The sequence below is a fragment of the Sphingopyxis sp. USTB-05 genome, assembly GCF_023822045.1.
In the GTDB taxonomy this organism is placed as follows: Bacteria; Pseudomonadota; Alphaproteobacteria; order Sphingomonadales; family Sphingomonadaceae; genus Sphingopyxis.
In genome coordinates, this window is sequence record NZ_CP084712.1 from 4,354,375 (window position 1) to 4,371,682 (window position 17,308).

General features: G+C 64.1%; 25 protein-coding genes. 18 read left to right on the plus strand and 7 right to left on the minus strand.

Annotated elements, in window-relative coordinates; all coding sequences use genetic code 11:
* Position 1 precedes the first annotated feature (1 nt).
* The 10 genes from KEC45_RS20170 to KEC45_RS20210 all read left to right on the plus strand — a co-directional run bounded on the left by KEC45_RS20170 (position 2) and on the right by KEC45_RS20210 (position 8,232).
* Entirely contained in the window at positions 2 to 2,881 is a 2,880-nt protein-coding gene (locus KEC45_RS20170; protein ID WP_062185931.1) for a pitrilysin family protein, read from the plus strand.
* A 26-nt stretch (positions 2,882 to 2,907) separates the two neighbouring features.
* The gene (locus KEC45_RS20175; RefSeq protein ID WP_062185929.1) at positions 2,908 to 3,210 is read left to right on the plus strand and encodes a hypothetical protein; all 303 of its coding nucleotides are present in this window, start codon (positions 2,908 to 2,910) and stop codon (positions 3,208 to 3,210) included.
* Positions 3,211 to 3,391: 181 nt separating this feature from the next.
* Positions 3,392 to 4,585: a multidrug effflux MFS transporter gene (locus tag KEC45_RS20180; protein ID WP_238586780.1), complete on the plus strand. Its 1,194-nt coding sequence runs from the start codon at positions 3,392 to 3,394 to the stop codon at positions 4,583 to 4,585.
* 246 nt (positions 4,586 to 4,831) lie between these two features.
* Positions 4,832 to 5,545: a uracil-DNA glycosylase gene (ung, locus tag KEC45_RS20185; RefSeq protein WP_062185925.1), complete on the plus strand. Its 714-nt coding sequence runs from the start codon at positions 4,832 to 4,834 to the stop codon at positions 5,543 to 5,545.
* The gene (locus KEC45_RS20190; protein ID WP_252171263.1) at positions 5,542 to 6,300 is read left to right on the plus strand and encodes a sulfite exporter TauE/SafE family protein; all 759 of its coding nucleotides are present in this window, start codon (positions 5,542 to 5,544) and stop codon (positions 6,298 to 6,300) included. Before ung ends, KEC45_RS20190 begins: the two co-directional genes overlap by 4 nt.
* 77 nt (positions 6,301 to 6,377) lie before the next feature.
* The gene (locus KEC45_RS21900; RefSeq protein ID WP_274520282.1) at positions 6,378 to 6,509 is read left to right on the plus strand and encodes a hypothetical protein; all 132 of its coding nucleotides are present in this window, start codon (positions 6,378 to 6,380) and stop codon (positions 6,507 to 6,509) included.
* Positions 6,510 to 6,535: 26 nt separating this feature from the next.
* Complete coding sequence (locus tag KEC45_RS20195) at positions 6,536 to 6,817, plus strand: DUF427 domain-containing protein (protein WP_062185921.1); 282 nt, start codon at positions 6,536 to 6,538, stop codon at positions 6,815 to 6,817.
* A 10-nt stretch (positions 6,818 to 6,827) separates the two neighbouring features.
* Positions 6,828 to 7,292 (plus strand): YaiI/YqxD family protein, encoded by a 465-nt coding sequence (locus KEC45_RS20200; RefSeq protein ID WP_062185919.1) that lies wholly within the window; start codon positions 6,828 to 6,830, stop codon positions 7,290 to 7,292.
* Positions 7,293 to 7,439: 147 nt separating this feature from the next.
* Complete coding sequence (locus KEC45_RS20205) at positions 7,440 to 7,625, plus strand: hypothetical protein (RefSeq protein WP_062185917.1); 186 nt, start codon at positions 7,440 to 7,442, stop codon at positions 7,623 to 7,625.
* 154 nt (positions 7,626 to 7,779) lie between these two features.
* Entirely contained in the window at positions 7,780 to 8,232 is a 453-nt protein-coding gene (locus tag KEC45_RS20210; RefSeq protein WP_062185915.1) for a hypothetical protein, read from the plus strand.
* A gap of 29 nt (positions 8,233 to 8,261) precedes the next feature.
* On the opposite strand, the gene KEC45_RS20215 is transcribed toward KEC45_RS20210, so the two are convergent.
* Positions 8,262 to 8,483: a hypothetical protein gene (locus KEC45_RS20215; protein ID WP_062185913.1), complete on the minus strand. Its 222-nt coding sequence runs from the start codon at positions 8,481 to 8,483 to the stop codon at positions 8,262 to 8,264.
* 100 nt (positions 8,484 to 8,583) lie between these two features.
* On the opposite strand from KEC45_RS20215, the gene KEC45_RS20220 reads away from it, so the two are divergent.
* From KEC45_RS20220 to KEC45_RS20235, 4 genes are all read left to right on the plus strand, one after another.
* Positions 8,584 to 9,273 carry an alpha/beta hydrolase gene (locus KEC45_RS20220; protein WP_062185911.1) on the plus strand — a complete coding sequence of 230 codons (690 nt, stop codon included), beginning with the start codon at positions 8,584 to 8,586 and terminating at the stop codon, positions 9,271 to 9,273.
* A 35-nt stretch (positions 9,274 to 9,308) separates the two neighbouring features.
* Positions 9,309 to 9,656: a DUF962 domain-containing protein gene (locus KEC45_RS20225; RefSeq protein WP_062185909.1), complete on the plus strand. Its 348-nt coding sequence runs from the start codon at positions 9,309 to 9,311 to the stop codon at positions 9,654 to 9,656.
* A 70-nt stretch (positions 9,657 to 9,726) separates the two neighbouring features.
* Positions 9,727 to 9,924, plus strand: coding sequence for a DUF2061 domain-containing protein (locus KEC45_RS20230; RefSeq protein WP_062185907.1), 198 nt, complete (start codon positions 9,727 to 9,729; stop codon positions 9,922 to 9,924).
* A 98-nt stretch (positions 9,925 to 10,022) separates the two neighbouring features.
* Positions 10,023 to 10,451, plus strand: coding sequence for an OsmC family protein (locus KEC45_RS20235; protein WP_062185906.1), 429 nt, complete (start codon positions 10,023 to 10,025; stop codon positions 10,449 to 10,451).
* Here the strand turns inward: KEC45_RS20235 and KEC45_RS20240 are convergent.
* The 3 genes from KEC45_RS20240 to KEC45_RS20250 all read right to left on the minus strand — a co-directional run bounded on the left by KEC45_RS20240 (position 10,448) and on the right by KEC45_RS20250 (position 12,438).
* On the minus strand, positions 10,448 to 11,032 hold the full coding sequence (locus tag KEC45_RS20240) for a 2'-5' RNA ligase family protein (RefSeq protein WP_152682496.1): 585 nt from the start codon (positions 11,030 to 11,032) through the stop codon (positions 10,448 to 10,450). The two genes, KEC45_RS20235 and KEC45_RS20240, sit on opposite strands and share 4 nt — an antisense overlap.
* A 69-nt stretch (positions 11,033 to 11,101) precedes the next feature.
* Positions 11,102 to 11,554, minus strand: coding sequence for a nuclear transport factor 2 family protein (locus KEC45_RS20245; RefSeq protein WP_252171264.1), 453 nt, complete (start codon positions 11,552 to 11,554; stop codon positions 11,102 to 11,104).
* A 29-nt stretch (positions 11,555 to 11,583) separates the two neighbouring features.
* Entirely contained in the window at positions 11,584 to 12,438 is an 855-nt protein-coding gene (locus tag KEC45_RS20250; RefSeq protein ID WP_062185900.1) for a hypothetical protein, read from the minus strand.
* 202 nt (positions 12,439 to 12,640) lie between these two features.
* Here KEC45_RS20250 and KEC45_RS20255 point away from each other — a divergent pair, with 202 nt between their 5' ends.
* The 4 genes from KEC45_RS20255 to KEC45_RS20270 all read left to right on the plus strand — a co-directional run bounded on the left by KEC45_RS20255 (position 12,641) and on the right by KEC45_RS20270 (position 15,308).
* Positions 12,641 to 13,519, plus strand: coding sequence for an arylamine N-acetyltransferase (locus KEC45_RS20255; RefSeq protein WP_083435998.1), 879 nt, complete (start codon positions 12,641 to 12,643; stop codon positions 13,517 to 13,519).
* 72 nt (positions 13,520 to 13,591) lie between these two features.
* Positions 13,592 to 14,467, plus strand: a complete 876-nt coding sequence (locus tag KEC45_RS20260) for a TauD/TfdA family dioxygenase (RefSeq protein WP_062185898.1) — start codon at positions 13,592 to 13,594, stop codon at positions 14,465 to 14,467.
* Between the two features lie 7 nt (positions 14,468 to 14,474).
* Positions 14,475 to 14,903 (plus strand): DUF1801 domain-containing protein, encoded by a 429-nt coding sequence (locus KEC45_RS20265; RefSeq protein WP_062185896.1) that lies wholly within the window; start codon positions 14,475 to 14,477, stop codon positions 14,901 to 14,903.
* A gap of 9 nt (positions 14,904 to 14,912) precedes the next feature.
* The gene (locus tag KEC45_RS20270) at positions 14,913 to 15,308 is read left to right on the plus strand and encodes a DUF1801 domain-containing protein (protein ID WP_062185894.1); all 396 of its coding nucleotides are present in this window, start codon (positions 14,913 to 14,915) and stop codon (positions 15,306 to 15,308) included.
* Positions 15,309 to 15,375: 67 nt separating this feature from the next.
* Here KEC45_RS20270 and KEC45_RS20275 read toward each other — a convergent pair whose 3' ends face one another.
* From KEC45_RS20275 to KEC45_RS20285, 3 genes are all read right to left on the minus strand, one after another.
* Positions 15,376 to 15,915, minus strand: coding sequence for a 2'-5' RNA ligase family protein (locus KEC45_RS20275; protein ID WP_083435997.1), 540 nt, complete (start codon positions 15,913 to 15,915; stop codon positions 15,376 to 15,378).
* Positions 15,916 to 16,007: 92 nt separating this feature from the next.
* Positions 16,008 to 16,850 (minus strand): ThuA domain-containing protein, encoded by an 843-nt coding sequence (locus KEC45_RS20280; protein ID WP_193749225.1) that lies wholly within the window; start codon positions 16,848 to 16,850, stop codon positions 16,008 to 16,010.
* Positions 16,817 to 17,245, minus strand: a complete 429-nt coding sequence (locus tag KEC45_RS20285) for a nuclear transport factor 2 family protein (protein ID WP_062185888.1) — start codon at positions 17,243 to 17,245, stop codon at positions 16,817 to 16,819. The genes KEC45_RS20280 and KEC45_RS20285 overlap by 34 nt, the downstream gene beginning before the upstream one ends.
* Positions 17,246 to 17,308 lie beyond the last annotated feature (63 nt).

Here is a 17,308-nt window from a genome sequence, read left to right on the forward strand (position 1 = left end):
CATGCCCCGTTTCCATCGTTTTGCCCTCGCTCTGGCGGTCTCCACTTCGCTCGTTGCCGCGGGGCCGGCGCTGGCCAAGGCGAAGGCCGCGAACCCGGCACCGATCGCTGATCTCGTGAAGGCGGTCGATATTCCCTACCAGGCCTTTACGCTCGACAACGGCCTGCGCGTGATCGTGCACGAGGATCGCAAGGCGCCGGTCGTCGCGGTATCGGTGTGGTATCGCGTCGGGTCGAAGCATGAACCGAAGGGCAAGACGGGTTTTGCGCATCTGTTCGAACATCTGATGTTCAACGGCTCGGAAAATGCGCCCGGCGATTTCTTCGAGCCGCTGCAACAGGTCGGTGCGACGGATAGCAACGGGACGACGAACGTCGACCGCACCAACTATTTCGAAACGGTGCCGACGGGCGCGCTCGACCGCGCGCTGTTCCTCGAAAGCGACCGCATGGGCCATCTGCTCGGCGCGGTGACGCAGGAAAAGCTCGATAACCAGCGCGGGGTCGTCCAGAACGAAAAGCGCCAGGGCGACAATAACCCCTATGGCCTGCTGCGTTACGAGATTTTCGAAAATCTCTTCCCGACCGGCCATCCCTATCACCACAGCACGATCGGTTCGATGGGCGATCTGAATTCGGCGAGCCTCGATGATGTGAAAAAGTGGTTCAGCGACAATTACGGCCCGAATAACGCGGTGCTGGTGCTCGCGGGCGACGTCGATGTCGCCACAGCAAAGGCCAAGGTCCAGGAATGGTTCGGCGACATCCCCCGCGGCCCCGAAGTGAAGGCCCCGGCAACGTCGGTCCCGTCGCTGCCCGCGCCGCTGGCGAAAGAAGTGAAGGATCTGGTCCCCACAACGCGAATCTATCGCATGTGGACGATCCCCGGTCTCAACGACGCCGAAGCGGTGCCGCTGCAGATGGCAGCGACCGTGCTCGGCGGGCTGTCGTCGTCGCGGCTCGACAATGCGATGGTGCGCAAGGATCCGATCGCGGTCAGCGTGTCGGCGGGGGCCCAGCCGTTCGAAGACGCCGGATTCCTGATCGTGCAGGCCGATGTCAAACCGGGCGTCGATCCGGCGGTCGTCGGCAAACGCCTCGATGACGAAATCGCGAGCTTCCTTGCCAGCGGGCCGACGGCCGACGAACTGCAGCGCACCGCCGCCAGCTATCTAGCGGGGACGATCGCCGGGCTGGAATCGGTCGGCGGCTTCGGCGGCAAGGCAGTGACGCTGGCCGAGGGCGCGCTCTATTCCAACAATCCCGCTTATTACAAGGTCGAGCTCGACCGGATGGCAAAGGCAACGCCCGAGCAGGTGAAGGCGGTCGCACAGAAATGGATGTCGCGCCCGGCGTTCTCGCTGACCTATACGCCCGGCGAACGCACCGAGGGCGGCGAAAATCGCGGCGGCGCGGTGACGGCTGGCAAGGTGACCGCACCCGTCCAGCCCGACCGCTATTGGAACGAGGCGCTCGGCGATGTCGGCCCCGATACGAGCGGAGCCGCGTCGTTTGCCGATCGCTCGCAACTGCCTGCTGTCGCCGATCTCAAGGCTCTCGACTTCCCGGCGATCGAACGCGCGAAACTCAAGAACGGGGTCGAAGTCGTCTTCGCGCGCCGCACGACGGTGCCGACGGTCAATGTCGCGGTCAGCTTCGACGCTGGCTATGCCGCTGACCCGCATAGCGCGCTGGGTACCCAATCGCTGATGCTCAGCCTGATGGACGAGGGCACGAAGAGCCTCGATTCGATCGCCTTCGCCGAAGCGAAGGAGCGACTGGGCGCACAGATTGATGCGACTGCCAATGCCGATGAAACGGTGTTCAGCCTGTTCGCGTTGAAACCCAATCTCGGCGCCTCGCTGAGCCTGCTTGCCGACTATATCCGCAACCCGGCATTCGACGGCAAGGAACTGGAGCGCGTGCGTGCGCAGCAGCTCAACCGGCTCAAGGCCGAACTCAACAATCCGAGTGCGATCGCCTCGCGCATATTGACGCCGGTGCTGTACGGCGCCGACCATCCCTATGGCATCCCGCCGTCGGGCCTGGGCAATGCGAAATCGGTGGCGGCGGCGACGCAGGACCAGCTTGCGGCCTTCCACTCGGCGTGGATCCGTCCTGACAATGCGCGTATCTTTGTCGTCGGCGACACGACGCTGGCCGAAGTGAAGAAGCAGCTCGATGCGACGCTGGGCCAGTGGCAGGCACCCGCGACGGCCAAGCCGGTGAAGCATTTCGAGGTTGCGATTCCGACGCCGAAGCCGCGCATCCTGCTGTTCGACCGGCCGAAATCGCCGCAGTCGGTGATCCTTGCGGGCAAAGTGCTTGCCGCCAAGGGTGGTGACGAGCTCGAAGTGTTGCGATCGGCGAACGATATTTTCGGCGGCAATTTCCTGTCGCGCTTCAACACGAATTTGCGCGAAACCAAAGGCTGGTCCTATGGCGTGCGCAGCCGCATTTCGGGCGAACAGGACCGGTTGACCTGGGTCGCCGCAGCGCCGGTGCAGGCCGATCGCACCGGCGATTCGATCAAAGAATTGCAAAGCGACCTGAAAAGCTTCCTCGGCGACAAGGGCGTGACGAAGGAAGAGCTCGAACGCACGATCAACGGCAACGTTCGCGAGCTGCCCGGCAGCTTCGAAACGTCGGGCGACGTACTGGGCGGCCTGCGGCAGATCGTGAAGTTCGCTCGCCCCGACAATTATTACGAGACGTTGCCCGCAACCTATGAGGCGATGACTGCGCCCGCGATCGATGCGGCGGCGCGCAAAGCGCTGAGCACCGACGATCTTGTCTATGTCGTCGTGGGCGATGCCGCGGTCGTGAAACCGCAGCTTGACGGATTGGGTTTGCCGGTGGAAACGGTGTCCCTCGATAACTAACATCAGTTTCAGTAAGGAGAGCCCCAATGTCCCAAGTCGATGGCAGCTATGATTGCGTCACCAAGTCGCCGATGGGCGACCAGAAGTCGGTTTTCACCGTCAACAGCAGCGGCGACGGCTTCACCGGCCAGAATGCCGGCGCGATGGGTTCGCTCGATGTCGAAAATGGCAAGGTCGACGGCAACAAGCTGACCTGGACCATGAACATGAAGGTGCCGATGCCGATGACGCTCGAATGCGAAGCGACGATCGACGGTGACGCGCTGACCGGCACGATCAAGGCCGGCGCCTTTGGTTCGATGGCGATGACCGGCACCCGCCAGGGCTGAACCACAAGCCAGGAAATGCGAAGGGCCGTCCTTAAAGGGCGGCCCTTTTTCTTTGCATAGCAATGCCCTTTGGGTTCGCGGGCTATTCGGGACTATCCAAAGCGGCGGCGGGGGCGCATAGGCTGCTGCCATGCACAAGCCGGCCCAATCCCCCCAACGGAGCCTGCCGGGCGACCGTGAAATGGTGGTCATGATGGCGATGGTCATGGCGCTCAATGCGCTCGCCATCGATTCGATGCTGCCTGCGCTTCCCGCGATCGGCGAAGCGCTGGGCGTTACTGTCGCGAACGATCGCCAGCATGTCATCTCGATCTATTTGCTCGGCATCGGCTTTGGCTCGCTGCTTTACGGCCCTCTGTCGGACCGCTTCGGGCGCAAGGGCGTGCTCGTTCCGGCGCTTTTCGCCTATCTCGCGCTCGCGATCGGCTGCGGCCTCGCGACGAGCTTTGCGATGCTGCTCGTGCTGCGCTTCATCCACGGGCTGATCAGCGCAGCGCTCGGCGTCATCGTCGTCGCGGTGATCCGCGACCTTTTTGCCGGCGATGCGATGGCAAAGCGCCTATCGCTGATCTTCCTTGTCTTCATGATCGTGCCGATCATCGCGCCGACGATCGGCGCCGGGATCGCCGCAGTCGCGGGCTGGCGCGCGATCTTCATCGTGCTCGCGGTGATGTCGATCGTCATGCTGTTCTGGCTGCGCCGGCTGCCGGAAACGCTCGCTCCCGCCGATGTGCGTCCGCTCGACCTGCGCACGATGATTGCGGGCTGGGCGACAGTGACGCGGCACCGCCGCGCCGCGGGCTATATGATCGCGTCGGGGATGATGCAGGGCGCGCTCTACGGCTATCTCAACAGCAGCGAACAGATCATCGCCGAGGTGTTCGGGGCGCAGGCGATGTTCCCGCTGATCTTTGCGTGCGTCGCGGTGGGCATCGCGATCGCCAACTTCTCCAATGCGGCGATCGTCGAACGGTTTGGTGCGCGGCGTGTGTCGCAGTCGGCAGTTTTCGCCTTCATGGCGACCTCGATCCTGCAGATCGTCGCGGCGCTGAGCGGTGTCGAGACGCTGTGGATGTTCACCGCGCTGATGATGGTCAACGTCGGCCTCGTCGGATTTATCGGCAGCAACTTCGGATCCATCGCAATGGAGGATTTCGGGCATATGGCGGGCGTTGCGTCGTCGTATCAGAGCTTTGCCAAGACCTTGCTTGCGGCGACGGTGGGCGCGGCGATCGGGCAGCAATATGACGGCACGACGCTGCCGCTCGCTTATGCCTTTCTGATCAGCGCGGTGGTCGGCCTTGCTCTCGTCTTTTGGGCCGAACGTGGCAAGCTGTTCACACGGCCGGGAACGGCGCCGAAAAGTCCCTATTAGGCCGCCGCACCGGTTTGCGATCCCGAGGCAGCTTAGGGGGGTGAGCGGACGTTCCATCGCCCGCTTCCGTCATCCCGGGCTTGACCCGGGATCCCGCTTTTTGATGCATTCACTGGCTTCGACTTCAAGCGGGATCCCGGATCAAGTCCGGGGTGGCGATGATGAAGAGGTTCGCAATTCGTCGAGGCCGGCCGTTTGCGGGCAACGGTACTGGACAAGGCCGCGCTCCTCTGGTGAAGCGCGGGCATGTCTGAGGTTAAACTGCATCCCGACTGGCTTGCACGCATCGGCGGCGAGTTCGAGCAGCCCTATATGGCGGCGCTGAAGCAATTCCTGGCTGACGAGCGCGCGAAGGGGAAGGCAATCTTTCCGCGCCCGCGCGACTGGTTCGCAGCGCTCGACGCAACGCCGCCGCAGGATGTGCGCGTCGTCATTCTTGGGCAGGATCCCTATCACGGCCCGGGGCAGGCGCATGGCCTTTGCTTTTCGGTCCAGCCCGGCGTGCGGACGCCGCCGAGCCTCGTCAACATCTATAAGGAAATGCGCAGCGACCTGGGGATTGAGCCTGCAGCGCATGGTTATCTTGACCATTGGGCGCAGCAGGGCGTGCTGCTGCTCAACAATTGCCTGACGGTCGAGAGCGGGATGGCCGCATCGCATCAGGGCAAGGGGTGGGAGAAGTTCACCGACGCGGTCGTCGCCACCGTTGCGGCCGATCCGGCGCCCAAGGTCTTCATCCTGTGGGGCAGCCATGCGCAGAAGAAGGCGGCTAATGTCGCGGGGCTGGGAGCGGGCAGCCCGCACCTGATCCTGCGCGCGCCGCATCCCTCGCCTTTGTCGGCGTACAACGGTTTTTTCGGGTCGCGGCCGTTCAGCCAGGCTAATGCCTTCCTCGAAGCGCAGGGTCGCGGCGCGATCGACTGGCGGTTACCCGAAACTCCGGACGTCGCCAAAACATGAGCCTGCTTTCCGATCCGCTGACGCTGCTGGTGCTTGCCATTGCGGTGATCCTGCTCGGGCTGGCCAAGGGCGGACTGTCGGGCGTCGGGGCGCTCGCGACGCCGCTGGTCGCGCTGGTGCTGCCGCCGACGATCGCCGCTGCGCTGCTGCTGCCGATATTGATCGTGCAGGACGTCGTCAGCGTCTGGTCGTTCCGCAAGACGTGGGACGGCTGGGTTATCGCGTGGATGCTGCCTGGCGCCGCCGTGGGTATCGCGGCGGGCTATGCCTATGCCGAACGCGTCGACGAAGCGAAGCTGATGGCGGCTCTGGGCGCGATCACGCTGGCGTTCGGCCTCTATCGGCTGTGGGTCGAGCGCGGTGGGCGCGTCGTTGCCGCATCGACCTCCCCGGGCTGGGTCGGCAGCCTGTTCGGGGTCGCGACGGGTTTCACCAGCCAGATTGCGCACGCGGGCGGCCCACCGTTCCAGATGTGGGTAACGCCGCGCCGCCTGCCGCACCTTGTCTTCGTGGGCACGAGTTCGATCCTGTTTGCCGCGATCAACTGGATGAAGGTGCCCGCCTATATCGCGCTCGGCGCCTTCCCGCATGAGGTTCTTGTCGCAGCGCTGCTGCTGATGCCGCTCGCGATCGTCTCGACGTTGCTCACTGTGCGTTGGTTGAAGCGGATCGACGGCGCGCGTTTCTATGTCATCATCTATCTGCTGATGGTCCCGCTCGGCGCGAAGCTGGTCTGGGACGGGCTGGCGGGATAAGAGGCGACGCGGGCAGGCAAAGGGCGTAGACTGGCCGAGGCGGGCATAGGCGTCCGCCACATTTCAAGGTATTGACCATGGCCAAGAGCCAGAAGAAATCGAGCCGCGAAGCCCGCAAGCCCAAGGCGGAAAAGCCCAAGAAGCCCAATGCGAGCAATCCATCGACCAAGGTGGGCGTCGTCGCAGGGCTCGATAATATGAAGAAATAGCCGCGCGCGGCGGAAGCGGGGTCGAGATGGTGCAGGCACGGTGGAACGGTGCGGTGATCGCCGACAGCGACGATACGGTTGTCGTTGAAGGCAATCATTATTTCCCGTTGGATGCGGTCGATGCCGCACTATTGTCCGACAGCGCGACGACGAGCGTTTGTCCCTGGAAGGGGCTGGCGCATTATCATCATGTCACTGTGGGCGGGCAGGTGAACCGGGACGCCGCCTGGTATTATCCCGATCCGAAGGAAGCGGCGGCCGCGATCAAGGATCGCATCGCCTTCTGGAAGGGCGTTGAGGTCGGCTGAATCTTTTCCCATGACCAACGCCATCCAGATTCTTGTCGATGCCGACGCCTGCCCGGTGAAGGATGAAATCTACCGCGTCGCCTGGCGGCATGAGGTGGCGGTGAAGGTCGTGAGCAACAGCCGGCTGCGTGTTCCCGAGCACCCGCTGATCGAGCGCGTTGTCGTGTCCGATGGCTTCGATGCAGCCGACGACTGGATAGCGGAAGCCGCCGATGCGCACAGCATCGTCGTCACTGCCGACATACTGCTTGCCGACCGCGCGCTGAAGGCAGGGGCAACCGTGCTCGGTCCGAACGGAAAGCCCTTCACCCTCGCGTCGATCGGCCCCGCGATCGCGACGCGCGCGATCATGGCCGACCTGCGTTCGGGAATGGGTGAGGGGATGGGTGGTCCGCCGCCCTTTTCGAAGGCCGACCGTTCGCAATTTCTGCAGGCGCTCGATAGCGCATTGGTCCGGGTTAAGCGCCAAGCGTAGATTCTCTCGTTTCTTTTCAGCGGTATATGAAATTTCTCCGGCCGAGTGATGGCGATCACGGCCGCCCGTCCGGCTGCGCGGCATAAGCGGGGCATCGGGACCGACCCGAACCAAATTCAGATCGACGGATGAGAAAAGGAAGAGACGATGACCAAGAAGATGTTTTTCGCCCCTGTGCTTGCGCTCTCCATCGCGCTGTCGGCGACCCCGGCAATGGCGCAGTCGGCGCAGCCCGCACAGGGCAGCATGACGGTGACATCCAACCCGGTGCAGATCCTGATCGGCCTGTTGCTCCCCGCGGTGCAGAAGGTCCGCGAAGCCGCGGCACGCTGATCGACAGATTTTCGTCTCCGGCCCGGCCCACCACGCCGGTCCGGAACACAGCCCTCCCGCCCCTGCGACCCAGGCGGGAGGGCTGTCTTGATTCCGGCACCTTGAACCCCCGGTGCATCGCGCATAGACTTCGACGCGAAGGGTGTGGCCGACGATGCTTTCCATTCTGCCTTTGCTGTTGATCGCAAGCGCGCCCGAAGCGCCGCCGTCCGCCACCGCCGCGGCGTCGGCTGTCCCAAGGGCGACCCCTGTGACGATCGAATATTATTATCGCATCCGCTGGGGCGGCATGGATGAGTTCCGCGCGCTCTATGCAAAGAACCACCAGCCGATCCTCGACGAGATGAAGCGGCTGGGTTTTATCACCCGGATCGAGACGACCACCCCTTTCACCCATATGGCGGGCGGAACGCGATGGGACCTGCGCGTGACGATCACCTATCGCGGCGCCGAGGACGCGGTCGGCGATGGCACCGGATATGATGCCGCAGCAGAAGCTGTCGGTGCGCGCCTGTTCCCCGACCTCGCTAAGTTCAAGGCCGAAGAGGCCAAGCGCTTCGCGCTGGTCGAGGAGCATTGGGACGTGATCGTCAACAGCAAGGAGTGAGCGTGCGGGCGGCCCGAAAGGCCCGCCGATCAGTTCCCGGCGCGGCGGTGCGTGACGAAGGCGAGCAGCAGCACGACCGAGATTACGCCGACCAGCATGCCGGCGGTTGTCGTCACCATCGTGATAGAGCCCGCCGGATCGTTCGAGTTCCACGCGCCGCTTTGCGTCCGGTCGATCATCCACCAGGCGCCGGCGACGACGATAAGATCGAGCAGGACCAGCCCGAGTAGCGCACGCGTCGATTTTTTCATGAAAATTCCTCCCCCGAAATCCCGCCAGCTTTCTTCGCTGTCAGGTGATTGCCGGGCATGTTAGCTTCGGGTCTCGCGAAATTCTACAGGAGTCGGGACCATGGCGGCGCTTCCTACGATCATCCTCGTTCACGGTTTCTGGGGCGGTGCGGCGCACTGGGCAAAGGCGATCGTCGAGCTCGACAGACTGGGGCACAGGGGCATGCGCGCGGTCGAGCTGCCGCTGACTTCGCTTGCGGGCGACGCGGCGCGAACGCGGCAGATCGCTGCGCAGGTCGATGGGCCGGTGCTGCTCGTCGGGCATAGCTATGGCGGCGCGGTAATCACCGAAGCGGGGAGCGCGCCGAATGTCGCGGGGCTAGTCTATATCGCCGCCTTTGCCCCCGATGCGGGCGAGAGCCCGGGCGCGCTGACGCAGCAGCACCCGCCCGCGGGCGCCGCGAACCTTGCACCCGACGCCGACGGCTATCTCTGGATCAAACCCGAGAAGTTCCACGAAAGCTTCTGTCAGGATGTGAGCGCCGACGAGGCGCTGGTGATGGCGGTGACGCAAAAGGCGCCGCTTGCTTCGACCTTCGGCGAGGCGGTGAGCGATCCGGCGTGGCGCGCGAAGCCAAGCTGGTATCAGATTTCGAGCGAGGACAGGATGATCGACCCGGCTAACCAGACGGCGATGTCGGGCCGGCTCGGCGCGCGCAAGATCATCACGCTCGAGGCCGGGCATGCCTCGCTCGCCTCGCGGCCTGTCGAGGTCGCGGCGCTGATCGACGAGGCGGCGCGTAGCCTGTAGTTGACCTCTGCCCTGGCTGGAGGCAGCATCGGGCGATGGCGCGCCAATATACGACCTTTGCCGAATTCTGGCCTTTCTATCTGCGCGAGCACAGCAAGGCGTCGACGCGCGCGCTGCATTATGTGGGGACGAGCCTTGTCGTGCTGATCGCGATTGCTGCGGTCGTGGCGGGCCGCTGGGGGTGGCTGATCGCCTTGCCGCTCGCGGGCTATTTCTTTGCGTGGGTCGCGCATTTCGGGGTCGAGAAGAACCGGCCGGCGACCTTCACCTATCCGCTGTGGAGCCTCGCCGCCGATTTCAGGATGTGGGGACTGTGGCTGACCGGACGGCTGAACTCAGAGCTCGACCGTGCAGGCGTCGAGCGACAAAATCGATCAGACTGACCTAAAGCCGCATCTAGCGCTTTTTGCGAATCATTCTTAAGTTGGTGCCTCGTTCCGTTGGAGATGCGCCATGCCCCTCGATCTGATCAAGACCTTTACTTACCTCTCGATCCACCTGACCATCGGGTTCAGCGTCGCCTATGTGATGACGGGGTCGGTCGCGCTGGCGGGCGGGATCGCGATCATTGAACCATGTATCAATGCTGTCGCATTCTTCTTCCATGAAAAGGCGTGGAAGCGGGTTGGCATGCGGCGCGCCCTTGTCTGACCGAAGGATGGGTGCGGCCATACCTTTGTCGGTATGCCCTTGTCGGCCCCTTGATGTAGAAACAGATACGAGACTCACCCCACAGAGGAGATAAGAGCATGACCGTCAATCGCGCATCCGCCCGCTACGAAGGTTTCGGCAAGGAAGGCAAGGGATCGATTACGACCAAATCGGGAGTGCTCGACAAGCAGCCCTATGGTTTCGGGACGCGCTTCGAGGGGCAGCCGGGGACGAACCCCGAGGAACTGATCGCCGCGGCGCATGCGGCCTGCTTCACGATGGCGCTGTCGTTCGGGCTCGCGCGCGCGGGCTATAATGGCGATACGCTCGAGACGAGTGCGGCGGTGACGCTGGAGCAGCAGGACGGCGGTTTCACGATCACCAAATCGGCGCTGACGCTGACCGGCAAGGTGCCGGGGATCAGCGCTGATGAATTCGCCAAGATCGCCGAGGAAGCCGAGAAGAATTGCCCGGTGTCGAAACTGCTCGATTGCGAGATCACGCTTGAGCACAGCCTTGAAGGCTAGGCGGCGTAACGTAGCGCTGGGGGCAGTTCGTCTTCCATGAAGGCAAAGGCGCCCTGTGCGGGCGCGGGCAGTTGCCAGCGTTGCAGGACGCGGTGCCGGCTGTGGCCGACGTGGCTTTCGATGAGGACGAGGTCGCGGGGCGTCCAGTTCCACGCGAGCGGAACCGGATCGAACGGATGTCGGCCATAGCCGAGCGTGATGTGCGGGCGGAGCCCCGATTGGCGATACAATGGCTCGATCCCATGCGGTGCGAGCAAGGCGACGAGCGTTTCGTATAGCTGACGAATTCCGGCAATGCTGCCGGCCGTGACGAGTTCGGCCCCTGCGTCCTTGCTGACGATACGGCCGAAGGGAATGGGGCTGGCAGCGGGCAGGCCCGCTTCGAACGCATTGGCGACCCGCTGACGCAGAAAGGGGTGCTGGGCCGACGTCTCGTCGATCGTGCACAGCGTGAGATGATAGTTCTGCGGCTTCAAGCCCGCGAACAGGTCGCCCGAAACAGGCGGCAACTGGCGCGCGAGCCAGCCGGCGCGGTCCGCGGCAACCTGAAACCCCAGAAAATAACGGAACATCGCGTTCATCATCCATCCTCCGAATCGGATCAATGTTCCTATTATGTTCTCGTTCCAGGCGAGAGTCGAATCCTTCGGCTATTTGTCTTCCAGCGCCATGCGGGTGACGTGGATATAGGAGGCCTGCCAGCTATCGCCGTGACGGCGAAAGATGTCGGTGAAGCGGATGCGGACGCGGAAGGGCTTGCCGGCCGAACGTCCCGACAAGACCGTCTCGGCGCTCGCAATGCCGGCGTCCTTGCCGAGCGGCTGGATGACGCGGTCGGTCAACGTCACCGGGTCGTAATCGTCGTCGGTCCCGGTCCAGCCGTCGATGAAAAAGGCCTTGTCATAGCGCTTGCCGCTGCCGTCGATGAAGACGAGATCGTCAGCGACCATGCGATCCAGCGCTCCACGATCCTCCGCGATCTGCGCCACGTCGAACGCGTCGGCAAAGGCGCGGAGGCTCGCCACGTCACCTGAAGGCGGGTCGTCAGCGATCGCGGGAGCCGCCATGCCGAAAACCAGCGCAATCGCTATCGTTCCTCGCATGGCGCCTCCTCCGATCGCTGTGCCTCCCCTCATTGGGCGGGACGGCAGTCCTTCAACCAGATCACATGCTTATATTCGTCGAAATCTTCGACAGTGCCGGTCAGTTTGATGCTCTTGTTCGGCTTGAGCTGGAGCGAATAGGCCGCTTGGCCCGGCGCCATATAACATACGATGTCGGTCTTGAACGGTGCCTGGTTCGGCAGGCGGATCGCTTGTTCATACGGCTGGGGGATTTTGTAACCGACGCGGAAATCCTTGCCGTCCTTCGTCACATAATCGACGAGGCCGTCGATCGTGAACTGTTTCCCCTTGTAGCGGGTGAGGATACCCGCGGCGTTGCGCTCGGTATCTTTCGACACCTGCTGCGAGAAGCTGAGCGAGTTCATCTTCACCGGTGCAGCGGCCACGGTGGTCGCGGTCGCGCCCTTCTTCGCTGCGGCGGCGCCCGCCTTGCCGCCCTTGATCTGGTTGAGGATGCCGCACATCTCGGCCTTGGCGGCATCGCCGCCGACCGACTGGCCAGCGCGCAGCTTGGCCTCCATCACCACCGTCCCGATCCCGCCGGTTTGCGTCGCGGTGATCTGGATCGGAAAGGCGCGCACGGTGCCGGTCATCGGCTGTTCGATCAGCATCGAGCCATATTCGGCCTCGTCGGCCATGATGTCATAGCCCTTTGCGGCGACGATACCGCGCATCTGGCCGATCGCGACCGCGGGCGGCAGGTCGGCGACGGTCACCGCGCCGGTAAAGCGCAGCCCGGTGATCGGATTGCCCTTTTTGACAAAGGCTTCTTCGCAGGTCGCGGCGTTGGCGGTGCCGGCGACAAAAAGCAGGGCGGCCGGCGCAAGCGCGGCGGCGAGGCGGGAACGAGGGGTGATGTGCATGGGGGCTCCTGGATCATTATATGGTCTGCGACCTTATGTTATCTTGGCGGTCTGCCGCAGCCGGTGGTCCTCCGCAATGGCTAAGTTACCAAGATGATGGCGCTTTGCGGGACGCGGACGCTTCGCCGATCGGCGCTTGACCTCAACCGGGCTTGAGATTTCATAAGGCGAGGGCAATTGATTCGCGAACGGAGCCCTGTCCATGCTGCACTATCCCGCTGCCTCCCCTGCCGACCTCGACGATACCAACGTCGACGCGCCTGCCGCGTCCTTCCTGACGCGCTATCTGGCGCGTATCGGCTATAGAGGACCGGTCGCGCCGACGCTCGACGTGCTGACCGCGTTACAGGCGGCGCATATCGCGGCGATCCCGTTCGAGGCGATCGACGCGCTGACCGGCGCCGGGATCGACATCGGCGCCGACGCCATCGACGCCAAGCTGATCGGGCAGCGGCGCGGCGGCTATTGTTTCGAGCAGAATGGCCTGTTCCTGCGTGTGTTGCAGGCGATCGGCTTCGACGCAGAGGGGTTGCTCGGTCGTGTGCGCTGGCTGCTTCCCGACGATGCGCCGCCGACGCCGCGCACGCATATGGTCGTGCGGGTGAAGCTCGACGGCCGGCCTTGGCTTGCTGACGTCGGCTTCGGCTCGGCGGTGCCGCCGCAGCCACTTGCGATGGACAGCGAGGAACCGCAGCCGACGCGCCACGAACGCTATCATATTATACGGCAGGGGAGCGAATGGCAGGTGGCAGCTTCGATCGAGGGCGAATGGCGGACGCTCTACCGTATCGAAAACATATCGCCGCCCGCGATCGATTATGAGCTTGGCAACTGGTACACATCGGCGCATCCGGGCTCGCATTTCCGGCATCAGCTCATTGCCGCGCGTACGACCGCCGACGCGCGCTATGGCCTGCGCGACAACCGGCTGACGGTGCGGCTGGCTGACGGGCGGACCGACCGGCGCTATCTGACCGCCGACGAGATCGAGCGCACGCTGTCCGAGATTTTCCTGCTGCCGGTGCGGCGTCACTGGCGCGCGGCGATCGAGCGGGCGGCGACCGCTGAGATAATCGGCTAGTCGCACCGCGGCTTGACTCGCCGCCGCCATGGCTTTCTCATGCTTCCAAAATAACAGCAGGAGCGGAAAGCCATGGCCTTTGTCGCATCGGTCGAATCGACCGCATCGCAGCGGGTTTTCGAACGTCTGACGGTCGCGCCGCTGACGCCGTCGATCGGCGCCGAAATTTCCGGAATCGATCTGGCGCAAGCGCAGGATGACGCCACGATCGCTGAAGTCCGCGCCGCCTTGCTTGCGTACAAGGTGATCTTCTTTCGCGACCAGTTCATCACGCCCGAGCAGCATATCGCCTTTGCGCGCCGTTTCGGGCCGCTCGAAATCCACCCCGCGACGCCGAAGGGTCAGCCCAATCCCGAAGTGCTGCATATCGCGCATGGACCCGATTCGCGCGGGCGCGAGAATGAATGGCATTCGGACGTTACCTGGCGTGCCGAGCCGTCGCTGGGGTCGATCCTGCGCGCGATCGAGGTGCCCGAAGTCGGCGGCGACACGCTGTTCGCAGATATGGCGGCGGCGTTCCGCGGGCTGTCGCCCGCGATGCAGGACTGGTGCCGATCGCTGAGCGCGGTGCACGATATCGCGCGCGTCTTTGCCAAGAGGCTGGGCAAGAGCATCGAGGAATTGCACGAACAATATCCGCCGCAGCTGCATCCCGTCGTGCGCACGCACCCCGAGACCGGTGAGCAGGCGCTGTACGTCAACACCGCCTTCACCAGCCATATCGAAGGCGTGTCGGCAAAGGAGAGCGAGTGGCTGCTCGCGCATCTTTACGCCCAGGCCGCGGTGCCCGAAATCCAGTGCCGTTTTCGCTGGCGCGCGGGTTCGATCGCCTTTTGGGACAATCGCGCGGGCCAGCATTATGCGGCGTCGGACTATTTCCCCGCCGTGCGGCGGATGGAGCGGGTAACCATCGCAGGCGACCGCCCCTTTTATCGCGACGAACGTTGAGGGCTGCGTGGCCGAACCCAAGCCCGTGCTGCTGTCGGGCGGCAATCCGCAAATCCCGAAAGGCTATGGTGATGCGCCGGTCCAGGCCTATATCGCGGCGATGCCGGGGTGGAAGTCAGCGGTCTGGAAGCGGCTCGACACGCTGATCGAAAAGACGGTTCCGGGGGTCGCGAAGGCCGTCAAATGGAACTCGCCGCTCTATGGTCCCCCGGGACAGTCGAGCGAGCCGACGCAATGGTTCCTCAGCATTCATTGCTTCGACCGCTATATCAAGGTCGCCTTCTTTCGCGGCGGGGCGCTGAACCCCGTGCCGCCGGTGGCGTCGAAAAGCGGCGACACGCGCTATTTCCATATCCATGAAGACGACAAGGTCGATGAGGCGGCGTTCGCCGACTGGGTGAAACAGGCCGCGGCGCTGCCCGGCGAGAAGATGTAAGGGGACGACATGGCGGCGGATCTGATCGACGCGAAGATTGCAGGGCTCGGCGACTGGCGCGGGGCGACACTCGCGAAGCTGCGCGCGCTGATTCATGCCGCCGACGCAGAGGTTGAGGAGACGGTCAAATGGCAGAAGCCGTCCAACCCCGCTGGCGTGCCGGTGTGGGAACATGCGGGCATCCTCTGCACGGGTGAAACCTATAAGGACAAGGTCAAGCTGACCTTTGCCAAGGGCGCGGCGCTCGCCGACCCGAAACAGCTGTTCAATTCGAGCCTCGACGGCAACGCGCGGCGCGCGATCGATCTGTTCGAGGGCGACGAGGTAGACGAGGCGGCGTTCAAGGCGCTGATCCGCGCGGCGGTCGAGGCGAACCTCGAAAAGCCGGCGAAAGCGAAAAAGTAGCGCGAAGCAGTGGTGGCAGGGAGCGTGCCCCGTCGCGCACGGCCGGCGGCCCGCTGGAAGTCACCGGCTAGGCGGCCCGGCAGAATCCGCGTTCGCCGCCGGGCAATGGCCAGCGGCCGTGCACGATATGGCGTGCCTGGCTGGTTACGCTTTCGACAAGGAGCATCTCCGTCGCGGTCCATTCGATCGGATCGATCGCTTCGGCGCCGAGATCATCGCCGCGATAGTTGATCGTGACGTGAAGCTCGGGCGGCAGGTTGAATTCCTTGAAGCCATGCCGGTGAAAATATTCGGCAAGCTGCCGCTGGAATTCCCATGCGGCGGAAAGCGGCGCCGAACTGCGCAGCGTCGTCGCCTTGCGGCATTCGATCCGGTCGAACCGCACGGCAAAAGCGCCGGCGTCGAAGTCGTCAAGCCCGCGGATCACAAGTTCGAGAAAGCCGGCAGGGGCTTCGGCCAGATCGCCGAACGCCGCGAGCGTCATATGCAACAGATCGACCCCGCGGCGCCGGTCGTTTCGAGACAGGGCGTCGATGCGCGCTGCGATTTCGGCCGGCGGCTTGACCATCAGATAGAGGGGGCGTCGTGCGAAAATCCTGCGCGGCATGATCGGTTCCTCCTGATGGCGAATCGGCGGGGGTGAGAACGATCATTCTATTAGAACAAATAGCGAACAAATTCCAGTGCGCAGATCGTGAATCAGTCGCAGCCCGTGCCTTCCTTGCGCGCTGCCCAGCCGATCGCGCCGTCGACCATTTTGAGATGTGCGGGATCGCCCCATGCCTCGGCCTGGTGCCCGAGCGCCGAGTAGAAGATGCGCGCGCGGCCTTCGCAGCGCCACCAGATGAGCGCGTGGTCACCCATCCGCAGCCCAGGTTCGAGGCGCATTTTGGTCTCGTCGAGGCGGGCGAGGATATGCGCGTCGGCGGCGGGCGCGGCGTCCCAGCTATAATATTCGTCGGTCCACGGCCAGACCGCGGGCAGGTGGCGCGTAGCCGGATGGCTGCGGTCGGTGACGACCAGCTTCGCCGTCTGGAATTGGTCGACGCCGCCCGGATGGCCAGTGAACCGGCCATTACCGCGCATCTTCACGAACCAGTCGGGATGGCTGCCGTCGCCCGCGCTGTGGAGGCCGACGAAGCCGCCGCCCTTTGCGATCCACGCCTGAAACGCCGCGCGCTGGTCGGGGGTGTAGATGTCGCCGCTGGCGTTGGCGAAGACGATAACGTCGAACTTGGCGAGCTGGTCGGGGTTGAACACCGCAGCATTCTCGGTCGCAAAGCTGCTCCAGCCGCGCGCCTTTACCAGCGCTTCGATCGCGGGCACCGCCTCTGCAATGCTGTCGTGGCGATAGCCGTTGGTCTTGCTGATGATCAGCACGGCGGGGCGGGAGAGTGCGGGCAGGTCGGGCGCGACGCTGTCGAAGGTCGGGGCGGGCCTGCGCGGATCGGGAGCGGCCGGGGCCTGCGCGGTCAGCAGCAGCCCCGCGGCGAGGGCGAAGAGGGCCTTCACTGCGCGGCCGTGCGCGGCTTCATGTGCCACATCGCGTTGACGATCATCCAGCGCTCGCCGAACTTACCCATGTGGAAATAGTCGACGAACCACGGCGTTTCGACGCGCACCGCGGCGGCGTCGCCGGCGACGTCGAGGATCCGGCACGAGCGGTTCCACTCGCCGCGCGGGGTCTTGAGCGCGCCGCGTTTGGTGAGGTCGACAAGTTCCTCGCGGCTCATGCGTTGCAGGCCGAGCCGCTCGTCGGGGGTGTCGCCCGTCACGCGGCGCTTGGCGAGGTCGGGGTGGAGCGCGCGTTTGACGCGTTCGGGATCGCCCTCAAGCTGGCCGTCGACATAGTCGAAGCAGGTCGCCTCGATTGCCGCGAGGTCGGTGGGCGCGGGGGTTGCGGCTGCGGCGGCGAGGGTGAGCAGGGTCGTCAGCATCGGAGCTCCCGGATGTGCAGGATGAACGAACCAATGCGCTACATTTGTAGCGCCCTTTTGGCA